Origin of the sequence: Streptomyces sp. NPDC056161 (assembly GCF_042268025.1) — a bacterium.
Lineage (GTDB): Bacteria > Actinomycetota > Actinomycetes > Streptomycetales > Streptomycetaceae > Streptomyces.
This window is the reverse complement of the sequence record NZ_JBHJUV010000065.1, coordinates 9178-33789: the sequence shown is the minus strand read 5'-3', so window position 1 is coordinate 33789 and position 24612 is coordinate 9178. Positions and strand designations below refer to the sequence as shown.

Sequence of the window (24612 nt, the reverse complement as noted above, 5' to 3'; positions counted from 1 at the left end):
GCGGTGCCGTGTGATCTCCTCCCTGCTCCAGGCATTTCTCGCGCAGGTGTCGCGCCGGCCGGACGCGGCCGCCCTCCACTATCCCGAATCCGCCGATACGGAGGTGATGGACTACCGGACCCTGGACACCCGCTCGGACCGCCTGGCCTCCCACCTCGCCGATGCCGGAGTCCGCGCGGGAGACACCGTAGGCATCTTCTTCGCACCCGAACCGACGCTGATCGTCTCGGCGCTGGCGGCCCACAAGCTGGGCGCCCGCTACCTCATGCTCGACACCGAACTGCCCGCCCCACGGCTCGACGCGATCATCGCCGACTGCCCCATGGCCGCGGTGCTCGGCGTGCCGCCCCCCGAAATCACCCTCGGCCCGGACACCACACAGTTCGGGTTCGAGGTCGCACATGACATCTCCGTCGGCCGCGGAGACACGCGGTATCCGGTCCCCGAGGCCGCGGACGCCGACGAACTGTACGTCTGCTACACCTCCGGCAGTTCCGGCACGCCCAAGGGGATCGTCGCGAGGACGTCGTCCGTGTTCAACCTGGTGACCGCCGAGGCCAGGCTGGACATCCGCCCCGAGGACGGGGTGGGTCAGCTGTCCAACCCGGCCTTCGACGCGTTCACCTGGGAAGTATGGGGCTGCCTCCTCAACGGCGGCCGACTCGTGGGCGCCGACCGGCGGCTGGCCGCCGACACCGGGCGCTTCGGGACCTTCGTCCGTGCCCGGCACGTCACCGTCGCCTTCATGACCACAGCCGTGTTCAACCTGCACGCGGCGACGTCACCGACGGCCCTGGCACCGCTGCGCCTGCTCGTGTTCGGCGGCGAGAAGGCCGACCTCGCGGCGGTACGCATCGTGCGGTCCGCGCTGCCCGGCCGACTGGTGCACGCGTACGGGCCGACCGAGACCACCACGTTCGCCACCTGCCACGTGGTGGAGGACATCGCCGCCGATGCGACATCGTTGCCGATCGGATCGCCGCTGGCCGGGTACGAGGCGACGGTCTGGCATGCCGAAGGGCGCCCGGCCGCCCCCGGCGAGCCGGGAGAGCTGTACATCGGCGGGGCGGGGGTCGCCGTCGGCTACCTCAACCGGCCGGAGCTGACCGCCGAGCGGTTCGGCCCCTCGCCCGCCGACCCGACCGGACCCGTCACCTACCGCACGGGCGACCTCGTCACCACGGACGAGTCCGGGCTCATCCACTTCCTGGGCCGCAGGGACAACCAGGTGAAGGTGCGCGGCCAGCGGGTCGAACTGGAAGACGTGGAGAGCCACTTGAGGGCGCTCCCGGCCGTCCGCGAAGCCGTCGTCTGCCCCGTCCGGGACCGCGATTCGGTGAGCCTCGTCGCCGTGGTCGAACCCGCGCGGCGGCACGGCGCCGTCTCGACGTGGAACGGCCTGTACGACGAGCTGTACCGCGGGATCGATCTGCGACGTGAGGACCACCGCTACCGCGGCTGGAACGCCTCCGCGACCCACCAGCCGATCCCCGCGGACGAGATGCGGCACTGGCTGACCGCCACCCTCGCCCGGATCCGCCGGCTGCGCCCCCGGCGCATCCTGGAGATCGGCGTCGGATCGGGCCTCCTCCTCGACGCCCTGGCACCCTCCGCCGACACCTACTGGGCGACCGACTTCTCGCACTCGGTCCTGGACAAGCTGGCCGAACAGTGCGCCACCGACCCGGAGCTGGCCCGGGTCGAACTGCGCCACCGCGAGGCGATCGACCTGTCGGGGCTGCCGGAGAACACGTTCGACACGGTCATCCTCAACTCGGTGATCCAGTACTTTCCGTCCGTCGACTACCTCTCCCAGGTGCTGAAGGGCCTGCTCGACCTGCTGACCCCGGGCGGACGCCTCTTCGTCGGGGACGTGCGCGACCAGCGGCTGGCGGACCGGTTCTACACCGAAGTCGCCGAGCACACCGCGGGCGGGCCGCACGCGCCCACCGCGGCACAACTGGCCGAGGCCGAGACCGAACTCCTCGTCGACCCCGACTACTTCGCCCTGCTGCCCCAGGTCTTCGACCGTATCGACGCGGTCGATCTCCTCGTCAAAAGAGGCCGCCACCGCAACGAGCTGACCGACTACCGCTACGACGTCCTGATCGGCACCGGTGAGAGCGGCCCTCCGCGCTCCGACACCGCCCTCGAATGGACCTGGGACGGCGCGGACACAGCCGGAGCGGGACTCGCGGACCGCCTCGCGGGCGTGGCCGCCGGGCCCGTCGTCGTCACCGGCGTACCCAACGCCCGGCACCTTCCGGCGCACTCGGGCGCGGTGGAACCGGAGGACCTGTACGACATCGGCGCGGCCGCCGGCCGGCCGACACTGGTGAGCTGGGGGGCCGCCCCGGACGAACTCACCGCCTGGTTCCTGCCGGTGGACGCGGACGACGCGGTCTCCGGCACTGCCCGGCCGGGCACCGGCCGACCGGAGACCTGGCCCACGGCCTACGCGAACACGCCGACCGGGCAGCGCGCACCGCACTCCCTCGCCGAGGACGTCGTCCGCCGGCTCAGAACAGAACTGCCCGCCTACATGATTCCCAGCCGGGTCGTCGTCGAGGACCGACTGCCCCGCAACGCCAACGGTAAGCTTGACCGGCGCGCCGCGGCAGACCTGGCGGAGCGGTACACGCCCGCGCGGAAACCGGCCGAGTCGCCCACGACCTTCCGCGAGGCCACGGTGCGGTCCGCGGTGGCCGCCGCGCTCGGCGTGGACCAGGACACGATCGCACCCGGCGACGACTTCTTCGACCTGGGCGGCCATTCGATCGCGGCTGTCCGGCTCGCCCACTGGCTGAGCGGCCGGCTGGGCGTGGACGTCTCCACGGGCGACATCTACGAGGCGCGCACGGTCCGTGAGATCGCCGCCCGCGTCTTCCCGGAACGGCCGGACCCGCCGGAGGCGCGGCCGACCCGGCGAGAGGAACGAGAGGAAGGAGAGCCCGGAGCCGAACCCGGCCAGGAGGCGTGGCCGGCGCCCGTGCCCGAGGGAGGGTCCGCACCGGGGGCACCGGATGACGTACCCGCCGCCGTGGACACGCTCCTGACCGACGCGGAGGATGTCGCCCTGTCTCGGCTCGCCGCCGCGGCCGACGTCACACGGCACGACCTCACCACGGCGGCCCTGGTCGCCTCGCTCACCCGGCTGACCGGTGCCGGGGCCGTCGTCATGCTGCGGCCCAACCGCCGACTCGCCCCGCGGGACGTCCTGTCCTGGCGGACCAGCCGCGGCGTCGCCGCGTGGGTGGTGACTCCCGACCCCGGCCACGGACTGCGACCCCTGTCCTTCGCCCTGGTCCGGTCCGAATCCCGGAGCCTCACCGAGGAGCCGGCGCTGAGCGATCCGGAGCACAAGCGGGACATCCCCGCCGACCTGCCGGTCCTGCTGTACGGCCCGGCCCACCTGCTGCCGCAACCGGGCCGGGAACACCCCTCCGGGACGGGCCTGTTGGTGATGGTGTCCCACACCGGGCACAGCGCCTCGGCACGCCTGTGGCACGACGGCCGGCCCGCCTGCTCCGGACTGACGACGGAACGTCTGGCGACCGACTGGAACGCGTGGATCCGAGCGGGGCTGCGTGACCCGGAGCGTCCTGCGACCGCGAGTGAATCGTTTTTGCCCGAGGTGCGGGAGGTGATGGTGGGACAACGGCTCGTCATGCGGACCGAGACCCTCGCTCCGCTGCTTCCCGGCGGAATGCGCCCGGCCACGAGCGACGCCGTGCCCGTCTACGTCCTGGACGAGACCAACCAGCCGGTCCCCGAAGGCCGGTACGGGCGGCTGCACGTGCCCATGGCCTCCCTCCACACCGCGGGCCCCGCCGCGCGGGACGCTCACCGGGCGGCGGGCCGGCTGATCGCGGACCCGCTGCGCGCCGGGGCCGTCATGGTACGTACCGCCTCGACGGCCCGGTGGCACCGGGGCGCCGGGGCGGAACTGCTGGCGCCCGGGGCGGCGGCCGAGGCCGAGGCCGCCGGGGAATCAGACCTGCGCCGGCCTCCGGCCGGGCCGGATGTGTTCGACGACGAGCTGGAAATGTTCACCGTCCTCGTGAACGGGACCGGCGAGAGATCACTGTGGCCCATGAGTATCGCCGTGCCGGCGGGCTGGGCGGCCCGGATCGCCCCCACGTCCAGGACAGCGGCTCTCCAGCAGCTGTCCCCAGGACGCGACCCCGCACCCGGTGAGTCCGACCGACGCATGGAGTCCACAGATGAGTGAAACGGCGCCCCCGAACGACGTCTTCCAGTCCTCCGGGATGTCACAGCACATCCTCACGCCCGATGAGGCCGAGCAGGTACGGCACTTGTCCGAGCGGGCCAGTCGGGAAAACGGCGATCCGAACGACGACGACACCCTCGGCGCGCTGGCCGCCCTGGCGGGCGATCTCCCGCTGAGCCTGCGCGCCTTCCTCCACCGGGAGCGGCTGACGGAATCACCGAGCGGTGTCACGGTGCTCAGCAATCTCACCGTGGCCGAGAACGTCGGGCCCACCCCGCGGAGCTGGCGCGGCGCGGACACGCAGGAGAGCCGGCCGGACGCCTTCACCGCGCTGCTGCTCGGATCGCTCCTCGGCGATCCCATCGGATGGTCCGCCCAGCAGAGCGGCCGCGTGGTCACCGACGTGCTGCCCTCGCCGGGCATGGAGCAGAGCGACATCAGCGCGTCCAGCGCGCGAGAGCTGAGCTGGCACACCGAGGACGCCTTCTCCCCCTACCGTGCCGACTGGGTCGGCCTGCTGTGCCTGCGCAATCCGCACGCCGTGGCCACCACCGTGTCCCGGCTGGCAGTGGGGGAGTTACCCGAACCCGCCGAACGGGTGCTGCGGGAACCCCGGTTCGTCCTGGACGCGGATCCGGCCCACGAACTGGACGACGGCCCCGAGCCGGACAGCGGCCCCGTCGCGCTCCTGGCGGGCGCGCCGGACGCGCCGACGCTGCGCGCCGACCGGGACTACATGCGGGCCGTCGCCGACGACGACGAAGCTGCCCAAGCGCTGAAGCAACTGATCCACCATCTCGACGACCGGCTGACCGACGTCGTCCTGGGACCGGGGGACATGGCCTTCATCGACAACAACGTCTTCGTACACGGCAGGCGCTCCTTCCAGGCGACCTACTCGCCCGCCGAACGCTGGCTCAAACGCATCAACGTGGTCAGGGACATCCGCCGGACGCGCCCCGGCCGGATCAGTGGCAGCAGCCGCGTCCTGCGCAGCCTGTGACCACAGATCCCTGCACGGACGCGTGCACACCCGCATCCCGCCGAGGAAGGGGAATCTCACCATGAACAGTTCCACGGACGCCGGGCAGCGCAGGCTCCTCCTGGTGGAGAGCCGCCGCGCGACCTTCAACGAGAGCCTGCTGGCCAGGCCCGACGTGACCACCGTGCTGTTGCGCCTGGGCGACAGCTCCACCCGCTCGCACGGCTCGGGGCCGGACGGCCAGGACGCGGAGAACTCCCGGCACATGTTCGTCCTGGACTCCTCTCGGTCGATCGACCAGGAGGCGGCCCGCTACCGGGAGTGGGTCGGGCACATCGGCGTCGTCCCCGAGTACTTCTGCAATCCGAACGAGGCCGTCCAGCCCCAGGCCCAGGCGTTCGCGGCCGCCGTCGGACTGCCGCACCTCACCCAGGAGCAGGTGCTGCTCGTCCACGAGAAACCCGCGATGAAGAAGCTTTACCACCGCATCGGGCTGCGCTCGGCGGCGTACGGACTCGTCGACGGCGTACAGGAGATCGAGCGGTTCGCGGCCGTCCACGGCTGGCCGCTGATCCTGAAGCCGGTGGACTCCGACTCGTGCATCGGGACCTGGAAGCTGCGTGAGGCGGACCTGCCGCACGCCGAACGGCTCCTGCGGGACGGCCACCGCTGGATGGTGGAGGAGTACATCAAGGGCCACGAGCACCAGCTGTGCGCTCTCGTCGCGGACGGCCGCGTACTCGACGCCTACGTCTCCAGCAACCCCGCGCCGATCCTCGACGTCCTGGACGGTGCCATCAACGCCAACATCACGCTGGCCCCTTCCGAACCCAAGCCGATCGACGCGGTCGAGCTGTGCCAGCATCTGGTGGACGGCGTGGAGTACGGCAGCGGCTACCTGCACGCGGAGTTCTGGATGACCGATGCCGGGGAGTTCGTCATGGGCGAACTGGCCGCTCGGCTCAGCGGCTGCGAAGTCCCCCTCAACCACGGTCTGTCGTACGGCTTCGACATCATGCAGGCCATCACCGACCTGTACGTGGGCAGGACCCCGGTGCTGGAGTACACACGCGACCGTTCGGTCGGCGACCTGCTCCTGCCCACCGCGCCCGGAGTGGTCACCGAGATCACGCCCGCGGAGGAACTGCTCGCGCAGGAAGGGGTGATCTCCTGCCGTATGCGCGCTGCCGTCGGCGATCTGGTGGATCCGCCGCGTGCCTCCTTCGCCTGCAGCGGCGTGGTCCAGGTCACCGGGCAGGACTCCGCCGAAGTGACCGACCGGATGCGGAAGATCCTCAGTGGCTACCGGTTCACGACCGAGACGCCCGACACGGCCCGGGAGACACGATGACCGGGAGGTACGACCCCGGCTCCCCCCGTCGGCCGGACGCCACGTTCGCGGGCCACCGGGACGCCTCCGACTACGCCGCGGCAGTCGCCCGCTTCCTGTCCGGTGACGGGCCGACGCCCATTCCGGTGTGGGCGGGTGACCGCACCGACCTGACGGCCTCGATCGGCGCGGCCGAGCGGCTGTACCGGATCTCCTCCCACGCCGCCACGGCGGCCGACGTCCACATCGTGCGACCGCAACAGTTCCCCGACGCGCTCCGGGACATGATCCACGCGCTGCCGTCCGCCCCCGGCCGCCGTTCCCCGGTCACCGTGGGGCTCTACCAGGACCTGCGGTTCGGCGACCGCACCGCTTGGGGACGCGACCAGGCCCAGGCGTCGGGCGCGGAACCGGCCGTGTTCCTCACCGGCCGGGACGTGCACTCGCTCAGCTGGATGGTGGCCAAGCAGTGGGCGGAACCTGACGAGCTGTCAGGTGAACTGGTGGTGACCGACCTCGACCACCGCCCGGCGCTGGGCGGCACCGAGTGGGTCGACCCCGACGACATCGCCCGCGGCGACCGCATCCAGATCCTGCGCGAGGGGCCCTGGCGCCGGGTGCTGCTGCACGGCAACGGCCAGGACGACAGCCTGAACCTCGGCCGGCACACCATCTGCGGCAGACGCCAGGGAGCCTACGAGCCGCACGGGTACGGGCCGTCCTGCCACTTCGGCCAGGGCTGCTACAAACCTGAACGGGGCCTGATCCCGGTCGGCGGCATCCCCACGGGGTCCCTGACACTGCTGAACTGCTTCAGCGGGCCGTCGGGACGGCTCGCCACCTACCACGACGACTACCAACTGCTCCTGGCCGCCGTCGACGGCCCGGCCCGTTCCATCGTCGTCACCTCCACCGCCTGCGACGCGGGGCGCCCGGAGATCCAGGCATGGCTCGATCATCCCGGCGACCCCGCCACCGCCATGAACCGGAGCGTGGCGGACGCCAACCCGTATCCGGTGTTCTTCCAGTGCGGCACCGAGACGACGCCGGCCACGGCACCCACGGGGGCGGCGAACCCGGGGCCGACCGGCCCGTCGCACAAGACCTCCGCGGCGGGAGAGAGCGGGCAGTCCGGTTCACTCACCGAGCGGATCCGGACGCTGTCGGCCCGTTCGATCGCCATCGGCAGGTCGGGGCTGGTACCGGAGAACCATCCCGTCGCCACCGAACTGGCGGATCTCGACCGGTTCCTGTCCGCCATCTCGGTCCGTAACGCCCTGCGCGATCCGGACCTGGCCCGACTCCACCGCGAACAATGCGACGCCAAGACGGCCGCTCTGGACGCGCGGATCGCCCGTGGCCTGTTCACCGAGAGCGCGATCTCCCGCTTTCCGACCTTCTTCGGCGACCGCAGCACGGTCCAGCCGGGCCCGATGAAACAGGCACCGCCCTGCCCGTGCGGCGAGCCCGCCTCCGTCTTCGTACGGCTCCCCGTACCGGCCCCGCTGGTGCCCGTCTCGCAGACGGTGTGCGACAGGTGCGGCGACATCGAGAACGCCATGCTGGGCGCTCCGGAGGTCCGGGTGCGGGGCCCCCGACGGATGCGGAAGGGCGAAACGGCGAAGATCGCGGTGGAGCTGACCGCGACGCCCGGGACGGTGCCCATCGCGGGACTGGGCCTGCGGGCGTCGCTGCGGGCACAGGTCCGACCGACGGCCTGCCGGGTGGCGATCGGCCAACAGGGCCGCGGCACCGCGCACTTCGAACTGGCCGTGTCGTCGGACACCCGGGCGCAGGCCGAGTACCTGCTGCCGTTCGCCGTCAACGACCTGGCCGTCAACGTCGGACGATTCCACTTGCTCGTAGAACCCGACACGGAGTGAGGTGCCGAGCGTGCCGAAGGCGTCTTCCAGCAACCTCACGGCGGAGCGGGTGAACCGTGAGCGACTGCTGCGCCGGATCGAGGAACTCGCGAAGTTCGGAGCCACCGGTGACGGCGGAGTCACCAGGCTCGCCTACTCGGAGGATGACATACGGGCGCGTTCGGCCGTCGCGGACTGGCTCGCGGAGGCCGGCGTCCAGTCAAGGGTGGACGCGGCGGGAAACCTGATCGCACGGGTCGCGGGCCGGGGCGGCTCCCGGCGCACCCTGGCGACCGGCAGCCACCTCGACACCGTGGTCCAGGGCGGCAGATTCGACGGGGCCTACGGCGTCATGGCGTCACTGGAAGCCGTGATCCGGATCGCGGAGTCGGGGACGCCGCTGTGGCACGACGTGTCCCTGGTCGTCTTCTCCAACGAAGAAGGAGCGAACGGCACTCCCGGGATGGTCGGCTCGCACATCGTGTCCGGCGTCCCGGTCGACGTCGACCAGCTCGATCACACGGGAGTCCCGCTGTGGAGGCGCCTCGCCGACGTGGGAGGCGACGCCTCGGCACTGGACGAGGCCGTCTGGGCGCACGACAGCGTCGCCGCGTTCGTCGAGATGCACATCGAGCAGGGCCCGGTGCTGGAGGACGAGGCGGCCGACATCGGCGTCGTCACCTCCATCACCGGCCGGTCCAACCTGGTCGTCGAGATCACCGGACAGCAGCAGCACGCCGGCACCACCCCGATGACGAACCGCTGCGACGCGCTGGTCGTCGCGGCGCGCCTCATCGGTGAGGTGGACGCACTGGCCCAGAAGGGCGCTGTCCGGGTCGCCACGACGGGCCGCATCACCTGCTCGCCGAACGTGTGGAACGTCGTGCCCGGATCGGTGCACCTCACCGTGGACCTCCGGGACGAGGACCGCAGCCGCATCACCGCGGCGACCGCACACATCCGCCGCCTGGCGGGCGACCTGAGCGCGACGACCGGAGCCGCCGTCGACGTGCGCCAGGGGCCTGAGGTGCCGCCCGTGGCCATGGACGCCGAACTGGCGGACTGCATCAGCGACGCAGCCGGTCAACTGTCCCTGCCGTCGCTGCGCATGCCGAGCGGAGCGGGCCACGACGCCCAATTGGTCGCCAGGACGGCACCCACCGCGATGATCTTCGTTCCGAGTATCGGGGGAGTGAGCCATGCCCCGCAGGAGAACTCCCACGACCACCACCTGACGCAAGGCGCGGACGTGCTGCTGAGAGCGCTCCGCCTGATCGACGAACGCCTCAAGAGGTGACACGGCCGGCTCGGGCCAGGCACATGTCCGCGGTGCGGATCGCGCCATCGAGATTCTCGTCGTCGGTGCCGAGGACACCCGTGCGCGCGGTGGACGGGCGGGCGAGGGCCTCGACCTCGTGCCCGTCGAAGCGGGCGAGTCCGACCGGCTCGGGCCGCACGGTCGGCACCGGGGCGGCGCCGCGCACCGGGAGCGGTCCCGGCCGGACGGTGCCCGCGTCGTGGACGGCCGGGTCGAACGGCCCGTCGTCCCCCGCGTCCGACGCGGACGTGGTCTCGATCCTGTCCGTGGGGGACACCACCAGGTCGCTGACGTGGCGTACGTTCCGTCGCGGGCAGGGCACCCGCAGCGCCGCGGTGCGCACCGGCCCGAATGCGAGGCCGATCCAGTCCAGGCGGGCGGCACGTACGACCGCCGGGTCATGGTCCTGCCCGCGGTGGACCCAGACGCCGCCATCCGCCCGGCCGACCCGGTGAGCGCGAAGCCTTCGTAGATTTCGCCGGCCGTCATTCCCGGAACCGTGAACTCCCGCAGCAGACGTACGGCCTCGCAGATCGGCAACCATGTACGACGCTGGGAACGGACGCGGTCAAGCCCGCCGTCCCCGGCGCACCCGGCAGCTCCGCTCCGAACTCCGGCCCCTGCCTCTCCGCCGTGCCCCAGCCGACCCTCCACCGCTTCGGTCCGCGGCGTCCAGGCAGCCGCGGACCATCTCTGCGCGCCCGACGCGAACTCCAAACATTTACTTTGGCCGCACGGCCAGACATGGCGCTCTCTTTACTCAATTGACCGTTCTGCGGGCATTCGTGGTCCCGTATCCACGTGGCACCGCTTGCACAAGTCAAGTATTGACAGGTACTTGAGGTGTGGCTGATGATCCCAGGCATGTCACGGAATCTCCTGAGTAACTCCGTATGACTAGCGCTTCACTGTGACCAGGCACATCAATCGAATTCCCCGGCACATTCCCCCGCCCGCCGATTGACGATATTCCCGATTACGGCACTTCGCGTGGTGCCGTCGTTCGCTGCGCCTTCGTTCCGCCCCCGGTCCCCCCGACAGGAAGGCCAGACCTTGCCGGTGCAGAACACACCCCACCACCCCGTCCGCGCAGCTGGGCCCCTCCGCGTCCGTCCAGCCTCCTTCGCCCAGCAGCGTCTGTGGTTCCTGGCCCAACTCCCGGGCGCCAACGCCGCGTACAACGAGACCGTCGCCCTCACGCTCACCGGCCCGCTCGACCGCACCGCCCTGATGAGAGCCTTCGACGCGCTGACCGACCGGCACGAGTCCCTGCGGACGCGGCTGGTGGCCGAGGGCGGCGGCATGAGTCAGCACATCGACCCTCCGGGCGCCGGGTTCGCCCTCGCCTTCGAGGACCGCACCGCCGCCACCGACCCCGACGAACTGGTGGCCCGGTGCCAACGGGACGAGGCGGAGCGGCCGTTCGACCTGGCGGCCGGGCCGCTCGGGCGCGGCCGGCTGATCGCGCTGGACGCCGAACGCCATGCCCTCGTCCTGACGTTCCATCACAGTGTCTACGACGGTGTGTCGATGCACGTGATGATGAAAGAAGTCTCCCTTCTGTATACGGCGTCCTTGACGGGTCGGGAAGCGCAACTGCCCGAACTCCGGACGCAGTACGCGGAACACGCACAAGAGCAGCGCGAAGCCGTTCTCGGCGGCTCCCTCGCCGCCGAGGAGGATTACTGGAAACGCGTCCTGGGTGATGTCCCACCGGTGCTGGAACTGCCCACCCGGGGGCCCCGCCCGGCGGAACAGCGATATGCGGGCGGCCGTGTCGAATTCGCTCTGGACGCCGACGGCATGGCCGCGCTGCGCGATCTCGCCCGTTCTCAGGGGGCCACCCTGTTCGTCGCCGTCCTGACCGGCTGGGCCGTCCTGCTGTCCCGTCTGTCGGGGCAGGAGGACATCGTTGTCGGAAGTCCGGTCTCCGGTCGGCGCGGACCGGGCGCCGCCGGTCTCATCGGCTTCCTCGTCAACTCCCTCCCCCTGCGCATCGATCTGTCCGGCGCGCCCACCGCCGCCGAGGCGCTGGCCCGCACCCGCGCCGTCGTCCGTGCGGCCCTGGACCACCAGAACCTGCCCTTCGAACGCATCGTCGAGCTGGTGAACCCACCGCGCAGCGCCTCCCACACCCCGCTGTTCCAGACCATGCTGGCGTGGGTGCCGGACCGGAACGACATGCTGCGTCTGCCCCAAGTGGCGGCCGCGCCGCTCCCGGTCGCCCATGCCTCCGCCAAGTTCGACCTCGCTCTGTCGGCGGCCGAGTCCGGGGGCCGCGTCACCGGACACCTCGACTACGCGACCGCCCTCTTCGACGCGGCCACCGCCGAGCGCTGGGCCGGACACCTGCGCCACCTGCTCACCGACATGGCCCGGCACCCCGACCGTGACATCCGCACCCTGGAACTGATGGACCCACAAGAGCGCCTTCGGCTGATCGGCGAGGGGGACGCCACACAGGACGACCCCGACGAGGCCGCACCGGCCGACCCGATGACGACCGCACTGCGCACGGCCACCGGAATCACCGGACTCTTCGAGGCTCGGGCCCGCGAGCACCCCGCCCGTACCGCGGTCGTCGACGACGCGCGCACGCTGGACTACGCGACCCTCGACCGGCGCGCCAACCGCCTCGCCCACGCCCTCGCCGCCCGCTCCGTTCGACCCGGCGACGTGGTGGGGCTCCATGCGGGGCGGAGCGGCGACCTGGTCGTCGGCATCCTGGGCATCCTCAAAGCGGGCGCCGCCTACCTCCCGCTCGACCCCGGACAACCGCTGGGACGCCTCGCCGCCATGGTCGAGGACGCCGGCTGCCCGATCGTCCTGAGCGACCACGCCACCGAGGACCGCCCCGACGAGTGGCGTGACCTGCACACGGTGGAGGCCGAAGGAGCGACCGGGGACCGTCCGCCGCCCGACATCGCCCGCACCCCGGACCAGATCGCCTACGTGATCTTCACCTCCGGATCCACGGGACGGCCCAAGGGCGTCGCCGTAGAGCACCGCAGTGTCCTCAACCTCTTCACGGCCTGGCACCGGCGGATGGGCACCGCTCCCGGGGAGGTCGGGTCGGCCTGGTCGAGCATCGCCTTCGACGCCTCGATCCACGAACTGCTGCTGCCCCTGACCACCGGCGGCGAACTGCACATCGTCCCCGAGGAACTGCGCGGCGACCCGGACGCCGTGCTGGCCTGGATGCGCGAACACCGGGTCACCCAGGCGTTCCTGCCACCGGCCTACGTCCGATGGATCGACGAGAACCCCGCCGTACGGTTGCGCGGCCTGCCCCTGCGCAAGCTGCTCACCGGTGTCGAGTCGCTGACCGAGGCCGCACTGCACCGCATGACCGAGCACCTGCCGGGCCTGCACATCTGCTTCGGGTACGGCCCCACCGAGGCCACGTTGTACAGCACCGCCTACTACCGGCCCCGCCCGCTGGAACGCCCCTGCCCCATCGGACGGCCGCTGCCCGGCACCCGTTTCTACGTGCTCGACGCCCACCTGCAGCCCGTCCCGCCCGGCGTCGTCGGCGAGGTCTACCTCGGCGGCGCGTCCCTGGCCCGCGGCTATCTGAACCACCCCGACCTCACCGAGGAACGCTTCCTGCCCGACCCGTTCGTCCCCGGCGCCCGCGTCTACCGCACCGGAGACCTCGCCCACTGGGACGACGACGGCCAGGCCCACTACGCCGGACGCGCCGACGACCAGGTCAAACTCCGCGGCTTCAGGATCGAACCCGCCGAGATCGAGGCGGCGTTGACGCGGCTGCCGGGTGTCCGCGAGGCCGTCGTCCTCGCCGACCACGACACGGCGGGCGGGCCCCGGCTGATCGCCGGCGTGGGCCGGGGGACCGCGCCGTTGCGCGGCGACTGGCGCACCGCACTCGCCCGCAGCCTGCCCGACTACATGATCCCCGCCGCGGTGCTGGACCTGGAGAGCCTGCCGCTGAACCGCAGCGGCAAACTCGACCGCCCCACCCTCCTGCGGCTCGCCCGCACGCAGGCGTCCGACCAGGTCAACACCGCCAGCCCGCGCGACCACGTTGAGCACACCCTGTACCGGATATGGCAGCGCATCCTGCTCCATCCCGCCATCGGGGTCGGCGACAACTTCTTCGACCTCGGCGGCACGTCCCTCTCCGCCATCAAGATGGCCCACCACGTCACCGAGACCTTCGGCCGCCGGCTGCCGGTCGCCGAGGTCATGCTGCGCCCCACCATCGAGCAGCTCGGGGCGCTGCTGCGGGCGGACGCCCCCCACCGCGCGCCGGGCAGCCTCATAGAGTTCCGCGGGGGTACCGGCCCCCGGGTGATCTGCGTACACCCCGCCGGAGGCACCGCCTTCTGCTACCTGCCGCTGACCGCCCTCCTCCCCGCGGACACCGGGCTGTACGGCATCCAGTCCCCGGGTGTGAACCCCGGCGAGGATCTGCTGCCCACCGTGGAGGCGATGGCCGCGGCCTACCTGCGCCTGCTCGAACCCCTCGGCACGGGCCCGCTCGTACTGACCGGCCTGTCCTACGGCGGCCTCGTCGCCCACGAGATGGGACGCCTGCTGAGCCTCGCCGGCCGCGACGACGTCAGCGTCGTCCTGCTCGACACGCAGGCGACCGACGACGCCTCGGCCCGCGAAGCGATCACCCCCGTCGACGCGACCGAGTTCCGCGACAAGCTCGTGCGGTTCAACGGGATGTACCCCGGCATCGACGACGACCAGGTCGACCGGTACTTCCGGCTCTACAACCACAACCGGCTCACCGCCCGGGACCACCTCCCCGCCGTCTCCCCGGCCCGCCTCGTCCTTGCCCAGGCCGTGCCGGACGGCACCGACACCCCCTTCCACGCCGAGGTCCGCGACTTCTGGCGGCGGCGCGCACAGGGCGAGTTCCAGGTCGAGACGATGAGGTGCGACCACTGGGAGATCCTGGAGGGGGCCGAAGCCGCCCGGGTCGCCGCGCTGCTCGCCGCCGAACTGGCCCACCACGGCCAGGCGGCACCGCCCCATGCCATCGCCGCGCCGGTGCGGGAGGTCTGATGGACACCCCCGCCTTCCCGGCGTCCGCCTCGCTCGCCGAGGCCGTGCTCGACCGGGCCCGCCGCACACCCACGGCCGTCGCCGTCGAGGACGGCACCCGGGCCCTGGACTACGCGGAACTCGACCGCCTCAGCGGCCGGGTGGCCGCCCATCTGCGCCATCGCGGAGTTTCCCCCGGACAGGCCGTCGCCGTCTGCCTGCCGCGCTCCTGGCAACTGGTCTGCGTGATGCTCGGCGTCCGCCGCGCCGGCGCCACCGTCGTCCCCCTCGACCGGCTCAGCCCGTACGAGCGGCAACGGCACATCCTTGAGGACTCCGGTGCCGTGGCCGTGGTCCACGACGGACAGACCACTCACCCCGGCGGACTCCACGCCGACCTGCTCCTCTCCCCGGAACCGGCAGCCGGGACGACGCCGACGGCCCGCGGCACCACCGCCGGGACCGCCTTCGTCATCTACACCTCCGGCAGCACGGGCCGCCCCAAGGGCGTCGAGGTCACCGACGCGGGCGTGCTGCGGCTGGCCCGCCCCGGCTACCTCGACCTGAGGCCGGGCAGCCGCTACGCCTGCCTGGCCAACCCGGCCTTCGACGCCCTCAACTTCGAGGTGTGGACCCCGCTGCTGACCGGCGGTGTCTGCGTCGTGCTCGACGACACACAGGCGCACAGCCCGCACCGCCTCGCGGCCGTGCTGCGCGAACGCCGCGTCGACACCGTGTTCATCACCGTGGCCCTGTTCAACGCGGTCGTCGACGAGGCCCCCGACTGCTTCGCCGGCGCCACCCAGGTCCTCGTCGGCGGCGAACGGCTCGACCCGCGCGCGATACACCGCTGGTACGAGGCCAACCCCGACACCGACACCGTCCTGCACAACGTGTACGGGCCGACGGAGGCGACGACGTTCGCCCTGTGCCACCCCATCCCGCGTGACTTCGACGACGGCTCGATCCCGATCGGCACCGCGCTGCCCGGGACCGGACTGCTGCTGCACACCCAGGACGGCCGCACCGCGGAGCCGGGCGAACTGGCCGAACTGCTGCTCTCCGGACCGGCGCTGGCCCGCGGCTACCGCAACCTCCCCGATCAGACCGCACGCAGCTTCGTCGAGCTGCCGGACGACGACGGCACCATGCGCCGCTGGTACCGCACCGGCGACCTCGTACGGCAGGACGCCGAGGGGCGCGTGACCTACGTCGGCCGGGCCGACCGGCAGGTCAAGGTGCGCGGCTTCCGCATCGAACCCGGCGAGGTCGAACGGCAGATCCTGACCCTGCCCGCGGTGCGCCGGGCGTACGTGTGCACCCGCCGCGACGCGGCGGACCGCCACGAACTGCTGGCCTTCCTCGTCCCCGGTGACGACCTCGCCTTCGACGCCTACGAACGCCACCTCACCACCGCCCTGCCGTCGTACATGCGCCCCCACCACACCCACCTGGTCACCGACCTCCCGCTGACCGCCAACGGAAAGGTCGACCGGGCCGCCCTCCTCCGCGCCGCCGGAACACCGTGGCGCGGCACGCGCGACGGCGCCGTGCCCGTCACCGCCGAGCAGCGGCCGGTACTGGAGATCGCCGAGCGCCTCCTCGACGTCCGCGGCCTGCGCCCCGACGACCGCTGGATCCCGAACGGCGGTGACTCGCTGACGGCGCTGCGGTTCCGCTTCGAGATCCACCGCCGCTTCGCCGTCGACCTGCCCCAGGACCTGGTGCTGCACGCCGACTTCGCCGCCCTCGCGGACGCGGTGCACGCGCCCGGCCCCCGTGCGGGCGAGCACCCGCCGGTGCCGTCGGCCTCGCAGGATCCGGTCGCACCGGCCACCGGCGAGCAGGAACGCCTCTGGCTCCTGCACGTACGAGACCCGGAAGACCGCTCCTATGATGTGCCGCTCGCCTTCCGGATCAAGGGCCGCGTCGACACCGAAGCACTCCACCGCGCGGTGCGCTCACTGGTGGAGCGGCACCCCGCCCTCCGTACCCGACTGGTCCCCGCCGCGGACGGACTGCTCCAACGCGTCGAAGGGCCCTACGATCCCTGGCAGCCGCTCGACCGCCGACCGGGGGAGCGGTGGCAGGACACCGCCGACCGCTTCTTCGCCCACCGCTTCGACCTCACCGAACCCCGGATGCTCCGCGCCGCCTGGACGGAGCGGGCCGACGGCGGTCTCCTGCTGCTCCACCTGCACCACGCCGCCGTGGACGGCTGGTCCCTCAACCTGCTCTTCCACGACATCAGCGAGACGTACACCGGCGCGGCCCACCGTCCGGCACCGGCCACCACCCCCCTCGACTTCGCGCGCTGGCAGCGCGACTGGCACACGAGCGACGCCTACGCGCGCCGCCGCGCCCGCCTGCTCGCCCACTACGAAGGCGAGACCCCGCTCGGCCACTACGAAGGCGAGACCCCGCTCGCCCACTACGAAGGCGAGACCCCGCTCGGCCACTACGAAGGCGAGACCCCGCCGTCACCCGCCCTGCCCGCCCCCGCACGAACGGACCGACCGCGGGCGAGGCTGCTGCGCACCTCCCTCGACCTGGTCCGCCGCGCCGCCCTGGACCGGCGTGCCGCCGAAGCCGGTCTGACGAGGTTCCAGCTCCTGGTGTCCGCGTTCACCGCGAGCCTGTACGGAGTGACGGGACAGCCCCGCCCGCTGGTCGCCACTCCGGTGGCGCACCGCCCCCGTCCCGAATTCGCCGACGCCGTCGGCATGTTCGCCAACACCGTGCTGCTGGACCTGACCGCCCGCCCCCATGACACCCTGGGCACTCAGCTCGCGGAACACGCCGCTACTGTGCACGCCGTCCTGGAAGGTCAGGAGGTCGCCCTCGCCGACGTCCTCACCGGCCCGGCGTTCCGCGACCGCACCCCGCTGTTCGACTACCTGTTCGTGCTGGAGAACACCGAGTTCTCCCGACTGCGACTGGAAGGCTGCGAGACACAGCCGCGCCCGCTGGAGCCGACGGGCGTCAAGTGCGCCCTCACCCTGTCGGTGGTCGAGCACGCATCCGGCCTCGACTGCCTGTGGGAGTACCGCGACGACATCGGCGCCGAGCGCGCCGCCGCCGCGGCCCGGATCTTCCGCGACGCCCTCGACCACCTGACCGCCGCCACCCCGATCACCCTGCGCGAACTGGTCGCACCCCACCGCCGCTCCCTCGCCGGCCCAGGCACCGGCCGCGGCACCGAGCGGGAGCCTGACTTCACCACCGTGGCCGACGGGTTCGCCCGCCAGGTCAGCCGCACCCCCGAGGCCCCCGCCGTCACCCTCGACGGGACCACCCTCACGTACGCCGACCTGGACGCGCAGGCCGCGGAGGTCGCGTCCGCCCTGAGCGCCTTCCGTCCGGCCGATCCCACCGCACCGGCGACCGTCGCCCTCTACCTCCAGCCCTCCGTCGAACACATAGTCGCGCTGCTGGCGGCGGCCCGGCTCAACCTGACCGTCGTCCCCCTCGACCCCGCCTATCCGCCGCCGCTGCTGCGACACGTGCTCGACCAGGCCCAACCGCTGTGCGTCGTGGTCGCCCCCGAGGACATCGCCGTCCTCGGCGCCATCGCACCGCCCCACCTGCCACGACACACCGTCACCCTCACCGACTCGCCCCGAGCCGACCGGGTACCCCACCGGCACCAGGGGCTGCGCCCGCTGTACACCCTGTTCACCTCCGGCTCCACCGGGGTCCCGAAGGGCGTCCAGGTCCCCGACCGGACCCTGTGCAACCTGCTGACCTGGCAGCGGACCGAGGGCGCACTGAACACCCCCGCCGTCACCCAGCAGTTCTCCATGCTGTCCTTCGACGTCTCCTTCCAGGAGATCCTGACCACCCTGTGCTCCGGCGGCGAGCTGCGCCTGGTGAAACCGGCCTGGCGGCAGGACGTTCCGGCCCTGCTCGAACAGTTGGAGAGCGGGGCGGTGGAACGGATCTTCCTGCCGTACGTGGCCCTGCAACTCCTCGCCGAACACGGCGTACGCCTGGGGCGGTTCCCGTCCAGGCTCCGCGACGTCGTGACCGCGGGCGAGCAACTGGTGTGCACCGACGCCGTCCGAGGCTGGTTCGCGGGACTTCCGGGTGCCCGGCTGTTCAACCACTACGGCCCGACCGAGACCCACGTCGTCAGCGGTCTGTGCCTCGAAGGCGACCCAGCCGGCTGGCCGACCCGTCCCGCGATCGGAAGCCCGGTGACGGGAGCCGTCCTGCGCGTGGTCGACGAGACCGGCCTCCCCGTCCCGCCCGGCGTCACCGGCGAACTGCTCATCGGCGGCCCCATGGCCGGCCGCTGCTACCTCGGCGACGACGACGTCCACCGGGACCGGTTCGTGGAGGACCCCGACCTCGGCACCTGCTACCGCACCGGCGACCGGGCCCACTTCGACGGGCAGGGCATGCTGCACTACGCGGGCCGTGACGACGGCCAGGTCAAACTCGCCGGTCACCGGCTGGAGCTGGGACAGGTCGAGGCCGCGCTGCTCCAGTATCCCGGGGTGGCGGGTGCCGTCGCCGCCGTGCAGGACGGCAGGCTGCTGGCCGTCCTCCAGTGCCACGGCGAGGACCCCGACCCGACCGGCCTCGCCGCACACCTCGCCGGCCTGCTCCCGGCCTACGTACGCGTCGCCCGCTTTCGCCTGCTCCCGGACCTGCCGCGCACACCGAGCGGCAAACTGGACCGCCGGGCGGCACTCACCGCACCGGGCCGGGAACTGCTGCCCGGTACTGCGACGGCCGACACCTTGTCCCCCCTTGAACGACGCCTGACCGGCCTGTTCGAGACGGCGACCGGCAAAGCGGTCGGGGTGGACCAGCGGTTCTTCGACGCCGGGGCCACCAGCCTGGACCTCATGCGCTTCCACCTGAGATGCGCGGGAGAGGGAGACCTCCCCTTCTCCGTACCCGACCTGTTCGAGCACGTCAGCCTGCGCGCGCTGGCCCGAGCCGTCTCGGACCGTCCCGCAGCCGACGAATCGGCCGGTGACGCGGCCGCTGATACAGCCGGTGACACAACTGGTGGAACGGGCGCGGGACGACCGGAGGAGGCGGTCGCCGTCGAGCAGCAGGTCGCCTCTGGTGAACCAGTCACCGTCGACACACGTGCCGTCGTCGACACATGTGCCGCCCTCGACGCACGTGCCGCCCTCGACACACGTGCCGCTTCCGGCGTATGTGCCGCATCCGATGAACCCGTCGCGGTCGTCGGGATGGCCGTGCGCCTGCCCGGCGCGGCCGACCTGGCCGCCTTCTGGGACCTGGTCACCACCGGCCGCCGAGGCATCGAGCACTTCCCGACGACCGACGGCCGGATCGGCGCCCGCAGCCAGTTGGCGGGCCCCCTCGCCTTCGACCCGGGCCGATTCACGATCAGCCCGCACGAAGCCCGGTACATGGACCCGCAGCAGCGCCACCTGCTGATGAACTGCGTCGAGGCACTCGCCCACGCCGGCCTCGGCGACCCGACCGCCCAGCGGGTGGGGATCGTCGCCTCCTGCGGCGAGAACACCTACTTCCAGCGCATGCTGCGCGAGGGCGACCCGGACGCGCTGCCCGACACCTTCCGCCTCGGCCAGCACCACGAGAAGGACTTCCTCGCCACCAAGTCCGCCTACCGGCTCGGACTAACCGGTCCGGCGCTGACGGTGCAGACCGCCTGCTCCAGTTCCCTCGTCGGCGTGCACCTCGCCGCCGGGATGCTGCGACAGGGCGACGCCGACGTGATGCTCGTCGGCGGAGTCCTCGTCGACACCGACCTGACCGACGGCTACACCTACCTGCCACAGCACATCTTCTCGCCGGACGGACACTGCCGGCCCTTCAGCGCGGACGCGGAGGGCACCGTCGGAGCCAGCGGCACCGCCGTCGTCGTCCTCAAACCGCTCGCCGCCGCCCGCCGCGACGGCGACACCGTGTACGCCGTCGTCACGGGGTCCGGCGTCACCAACGACGGCTCCGACAAACTCGGTTACAGCGCGCCCGCCCTCGCGGGACAACGCGCCGCCATCCGGGCGGCCCTGACCCGCAGCGGTCGTCGTGGCGCCGACCTCGGATACATCGAGGCACACGGCACCGGAACCCGGCTCGGTGACCCCGTGGAGGCCGCCGCGCTGCGCCAGGCTTACGGACTGGCGGACGACGCGCGCGTGCCCCTGTCGTCCGTGAAGAGTCAGATCGGACACCTCGGGGCCGCGGCCGGCGTGGTCGGCCTGGTGCGGGCCGTGCTCGCCGTGCACCACGGGATCATTCCGCCCACGGCCGACTTCGACCGGCTCAACCCGGCGATCGAAGACGGCCCGTTCCGCATACCGGTCACGGCCGAGCCCTGGCCGACGGCCGTTCCCAGGGTGGCCGCCGTGAGCTCCTTCGGAATCGGCGGGACCAACGCCCATGTGCTGCTGGAGCGGCCGCAGGACAGCCCGGCCCCGCGCGTTCCGGAGACGGTGCCGTGCCTCACCCTGTCGGGCAGTTCCGACACGGCCGTACGCGCCGACGGCCGCCGTATCGCCGACTACCTGGACGCGCACCCCGACACCTATCCGCGGGTGCTGCGTCACCTCCAGGCCGGCCGGCCCGCGCTCGGACACCGTGCGGCGGCGGTCTGCCCGGACGCCGCCTCCGCCGTCGAGTGGTTGCGGGCCCTCACGACGACCGCACCACCACCGTCCCGGACCCGGCTGCCCGCCGACTCCCTCGACCCGCACACCCTCGCCGAGGCATGGACGGCCGGACACACCCTCGTATGGCCCGCGGGTCCGGCCCCCGCGCCCTGGGACTTCCCGCCGCCCGCCTTCGAGACGGCCGAGTTCGACTTCCTGCGCCGAAGCGGCCCGCCACAGACCGCGGCACCGGCGGGCGCGCCGGCCGAGGCCGAGCAGGCGGCCCGACTGCCCGCGGCCCAGTGGCTGCACCAGCCGCTGTGGACGCGACTGCGCCGCGCCCGCGCCGACGGCCACGGACCCCGGCGTACTGCCGTGGTGGTCACGGCCCCCGCTGCGGACGGCGAGTCGTGGCGCTGCCTGGAGCAGTACTACGGCCGGGTCGTGACCGTCCGCGCCGGCGGTTCCTTCACCCGTCTCGACGAGGACCGCTACGTGGCCGACCCCGCCGATCCCGAGCACCTCGCCGCCCTGTTCGCCCACCTCACGGGCCCCACCGCGCCCGCCGTCGACTGGCTCCACGCGCTGCCGCTCGCCCTGGACGGCGGCCTGCGCACGTCCGACCTGGAAACGGCCCAGTGGGCCTGCCTCGACACGGTGGCCGCCCTCGCCCTGGCGCTGGCCGGCCTCCCGGACGAGCAACGGCCGCGCGCATGGCTGCTGTCCCATCAGGCGCAACCCGTCACCGGTACCGTCCGCGTCCCGGAGGCGGGCCTGCTCGCCGCGGCCCTCGAAGTCCCCCGGCAGGAACTCGGCGTGCTCCTGCACTGGGCCGACCTGCCCGGCCCCCGTCCGGCCGACTGGGCGGCCCACCTGTCCGACCTGCTCCTGGACACCGCCCTCTCGGCGACGGCGGGCGCGACGGCGACAGTGACACAGGCAGCGGCAGGGACGGCAGCAGGGACAGAGGCAGGGATGGAACAAGGGACAGAGGCAGGGACAGAGGCAGGGACGGAACAAGGGACAGAGGCAGGGACAGAGGCAGGGACGGAACAAGGGACAGAGGCAGGGACGGAACAAGGGACAGAGGCACGGACAAAGGCAGGGACAGCCACGGCGACGGTCAGCACGACGGCCACTGCCCCGGCTATGGCCACGGCCACTGTAGTGGGGCTGCGCGACGGCTTCTGGTGGCACCGCGCCATCCAGCCCGTCCCCGCGCCGCAAGCCGTTCCGGCCGCCGTTCGTCCCGCCGACCCGGGCACCCACCTCGTACTCGGCGGAACCGGCGGCATCGGCAGCACCCTGGCCGCTCACCTGCTCGACCACCCCGGCAACCGCGTGGTCCTGGTCGCGCGCGGCACCGACGTCCCGGCCGCGCTCCGGGCGTTCACCGACCGCGTCACCCTCGTCCCCGCCGACCTCGCCACCGAGGAACCGGAGAAGGTCGCCGACCGGCTCGCCCCGTATCTCGGCGGTCTCGTCGGCATCGTCCACGCCGCCGGAACCGCCGCGGGCGGGCTCCTCGCCCGGCGTGAGCCCGCGGCCGCCCGCCGCACCACGGGGGCCCGGCTGCGCGGCGCCCTGCTCGTCGAACTGCTCATCGCCGAGCACGCTCCCGCCTACGCGCTCTCCTGCTCGTCGATGGCTGCCCGATTCGGCGGAGTCGGCCAGTTCGACTACGCGGCGGCGAACGCCTGCCTGGACGCCTACGCCCACCACGCATCCCGGGCCGACGACGCCACCGCGCGGATGAGCATCGGCTGGGACGCATGGCAGGGCGTCGGCATGGCGGCGAACACGTTGCGCGCCGACGCCCGCCACCAGGCACACCTCAAGGTCGCGCTCACACCCGAGGAGGGCGCGACGGTGTTCGAGCGGGCACTGCACCTGCAACTGCCGCACCTGATGGTCAACACCACCGACCTGGCCGCGGCGCGGATCTTCTACGAACCCCTGCCCGGCGAGCACAGGACCGCCGAGGTCGCCGCTCCCGCCACCGACCCGACCGCCGAACTCACCGGCATCCTCCTCGATCTGCTCGGCGTGGACACCGTCGATCCGCAGACCGCGCTGTACGACCTGGGCGCCGACTCGCTGACCCTCCTGGAACTCCTCGACGAGGTGAAGCGGCGCCTCGGCACCGACATCGAACTGTCACGCCTCAGCCACCGGGTGAGTCTCGCCGAGATCCTCGGCCATCTCGCCACCGGTACCCGGCCGCCGGAGGCCGTGGACATCGAGGCGGAGGCGGGCGTGGAGCCGGAGGTGTGGCAGCCCGGGGCCGGTCGGGACGTGCTGTGCCTGGTGCATCCGGTCGGCGGAGACATCCAGGCGTACCGCCCCCTGGTGGCGGCCCTGCCCGACGACCTGACGGTCTGCCTGATCGCCGACCCGGCGTTGCGTGACCCCGCGCCGCCCCCCTGGTCGATCACCGACCGCGCCGCGCGCTACCTGGCCGCCGTGCGGGACGCGTTTCCCGGCCCCGACCGCCGGTTGCGGCTCGCCGGCTGGTCGTTCGGGGCCTGGACCGCGCTGTCCATGGCGGCCCTCGCCGAGTCCGAGAACCGTCCGGTGGACGCCCTGTACCTGCTCGACCCGCCCCCGCCCGACGCGGGCCGACGTTTCGCCGCCTACGACGAGGAACAGGTGGACGCCGTCTTCGCCCGCGAGTTGAGCGGCGGCGGCCCGGGACGGCTGACGGAGCCGGGCCGCGCCTACGCCGAACGCCTCGCGCGCTGCTGCCGTGCCAACCTCGCCGCCATGGCCGAGCACCGGCTGCCCCGCCTCGACGCCACCCCGACCACCGTGTGGCGCGCGGACCGCCCCGCCGAAGGGCTCCTCGCGCCGGAACCGGGCGCGCCGGACGACTGGGACGACCATCTGCCCCGCCCGCTGCGCGTCCACCACGTCGACGCCGACCACTACGAACTCGTGGCGCAGCCGCACGTCCGGGACATCGCCGCCGTCCTCGCGGCGGCCCCGCCCGACGTCCGGCCGGACCCCGCCGGACGGCCCTGAGGAGGCGACGGCCTTGAGGAGGCGACGGCCCTGAGGAGGCGACGGCCTTGAGGAGGCGACGGCCTTGAGGAGGCGACGGCCTTGAGGAGGCGACGGCCTTGAGGAAGCGACCACCGTCTGCCAGGAGACTCGCACGTCGGCCGCGTCGAACGAGCCCCCGGGCGGCCGACCTGCCCTTCGCGGCCGGCTTCCGCCGGGCCGACGACACGATCCACGGCAACCTCGCCCCCATCAGCCACATCCGGCCCTCCCG

At 72.5% G+C, this 24612-nt stretch carries 8 protein-coding genes; 7 read left to right on the top strand and 1 reads right to left on the bottom strand.

Annotation, left to right across the window (positions count from 1 at the left end; all coding sequences use genetic code 11):
• The first annotated feature begins 10 nt into the window (after nucleotides 1–10).
• The 5 genes from ACFC09_RS39035 to ACFC09_RS39015 all read left to right on the top strand — a co-directional run bounded on the left by ACFC09_RS39035 (nucleotide 11) and on the right by ACFC09_RS39015 (nucleotide 9702).
• Complete coding sequence (locus ACFC09_RS39035) at nucleotides 11–4231, top strand: amino acid adenylation domain-containing protein (protein WP_376536619.1); 4221 nt, start codon at nucleotides 11–13, stop codon at nucleotides 4229–4231.
• Complete coding sequence (locus ACFC09_RS39030) at nucleotides 4224–5234, top strand: TauD/TfdA family dioxygenase (RefSeq protein WP_376536617.1); 1011 nt, start codon at nucleotides 4224–4226, stop codon at nucleotides 5232–5234. The genes ACFC09_RS39035 and ACFC09_RS39030 overlap by 8 nt, the downstream gene beginning before the upstream one ends.
• A 61-nt stretch (nucleotides 5235–5295) precedes the next feature.
• Nucleotides 5296–6564, top strand: a complete 1269-nt coding sequence (locus tag ACFC09_RS39025; protein WP_376536615.1) for an ATP-dependent carboxylate-amine ligase — start codon at nucleotides 5296–5298, stop codon at nucleotides 6562–6564.
• Complete coding sequence (locus ACFC09_RS39020; protein ID WP_376536613.1) at nucleotides 6561–8426, top strand: hypothetical protein; 1866 nt, start codon at nucleotides 6561–6563, stop codon at nucleotides 8424–8426. Before ACFC09_RS39025 ends, ACFC09_RS39020 begins: the two co-directional genes overlap by 4 nt.
• A gap of 10 nt (nucleotides 8427–8436) precedes the next feature.
• Nucleotides 8437–9702: a Zn-dependent hydrolase gene (locus ACFC09_RS39015; protein ID WP_376536611.1), complete on the top strand. Its 1266-nt coding sequence runs from the start codon at nucleotides 8437–8439 to the stop codon at nucleotides 9700–9702.
• Here ACFC09_RS39015 and ACFC09_RS39010 read toward each other — a convergent pair.
• On the bottom strand, nucleotides 9692–10066 hold the full coding sequence (locus ACFC09_RS39010; protein ID WP_376536609.1) for a hypothetical protein: 375 nt from the start codon (nucleotides 10064–10066) through the stop codon (nucleotides 9692–9694). The genes ACFC09_RS39015 and ACFC09_RS39010 overlap by 11 nt on opposite strands.
• A gap of 710 nt (nucleotides 10067–10776) precedes the next feature.
• Between ACFC09_RS39010 and ACFC09_RS39005 the strand changes: the two genes are divergently transcribed.
• Nucleotides 10777–14760 (top strand): amino acid adenylation domain-containing protein, encoded by a 3984-nt coding sequence (locus tag ACFC09_RS39005; protein ID WP_376536607.1) that lies wholly within the window; start codon nucleotides 10777–10779, stop codon nucleotides 14758–14760.
• Nucleotides 14760–24359 carry an amino acid adenylation domain-containing protein gene (locus ACFC09_RS39000; RefSeq protein ID WP_376536605.1) on the top strand — a complete coding sequence of 3200 codons (9600 nt, stop codon included), beginning with the start codon at nucleotides 14760–14762 and terminating at the stop codon, nucleotides 24357–24359. Before ACFC09_RS39005 ends, ACFC09_RS39000 begins: the two co-directional genes overlap by 1 nt.
• The last annotated feature ends 253 nt before the right edge of the window (nucleotides 24360–24612 follow it).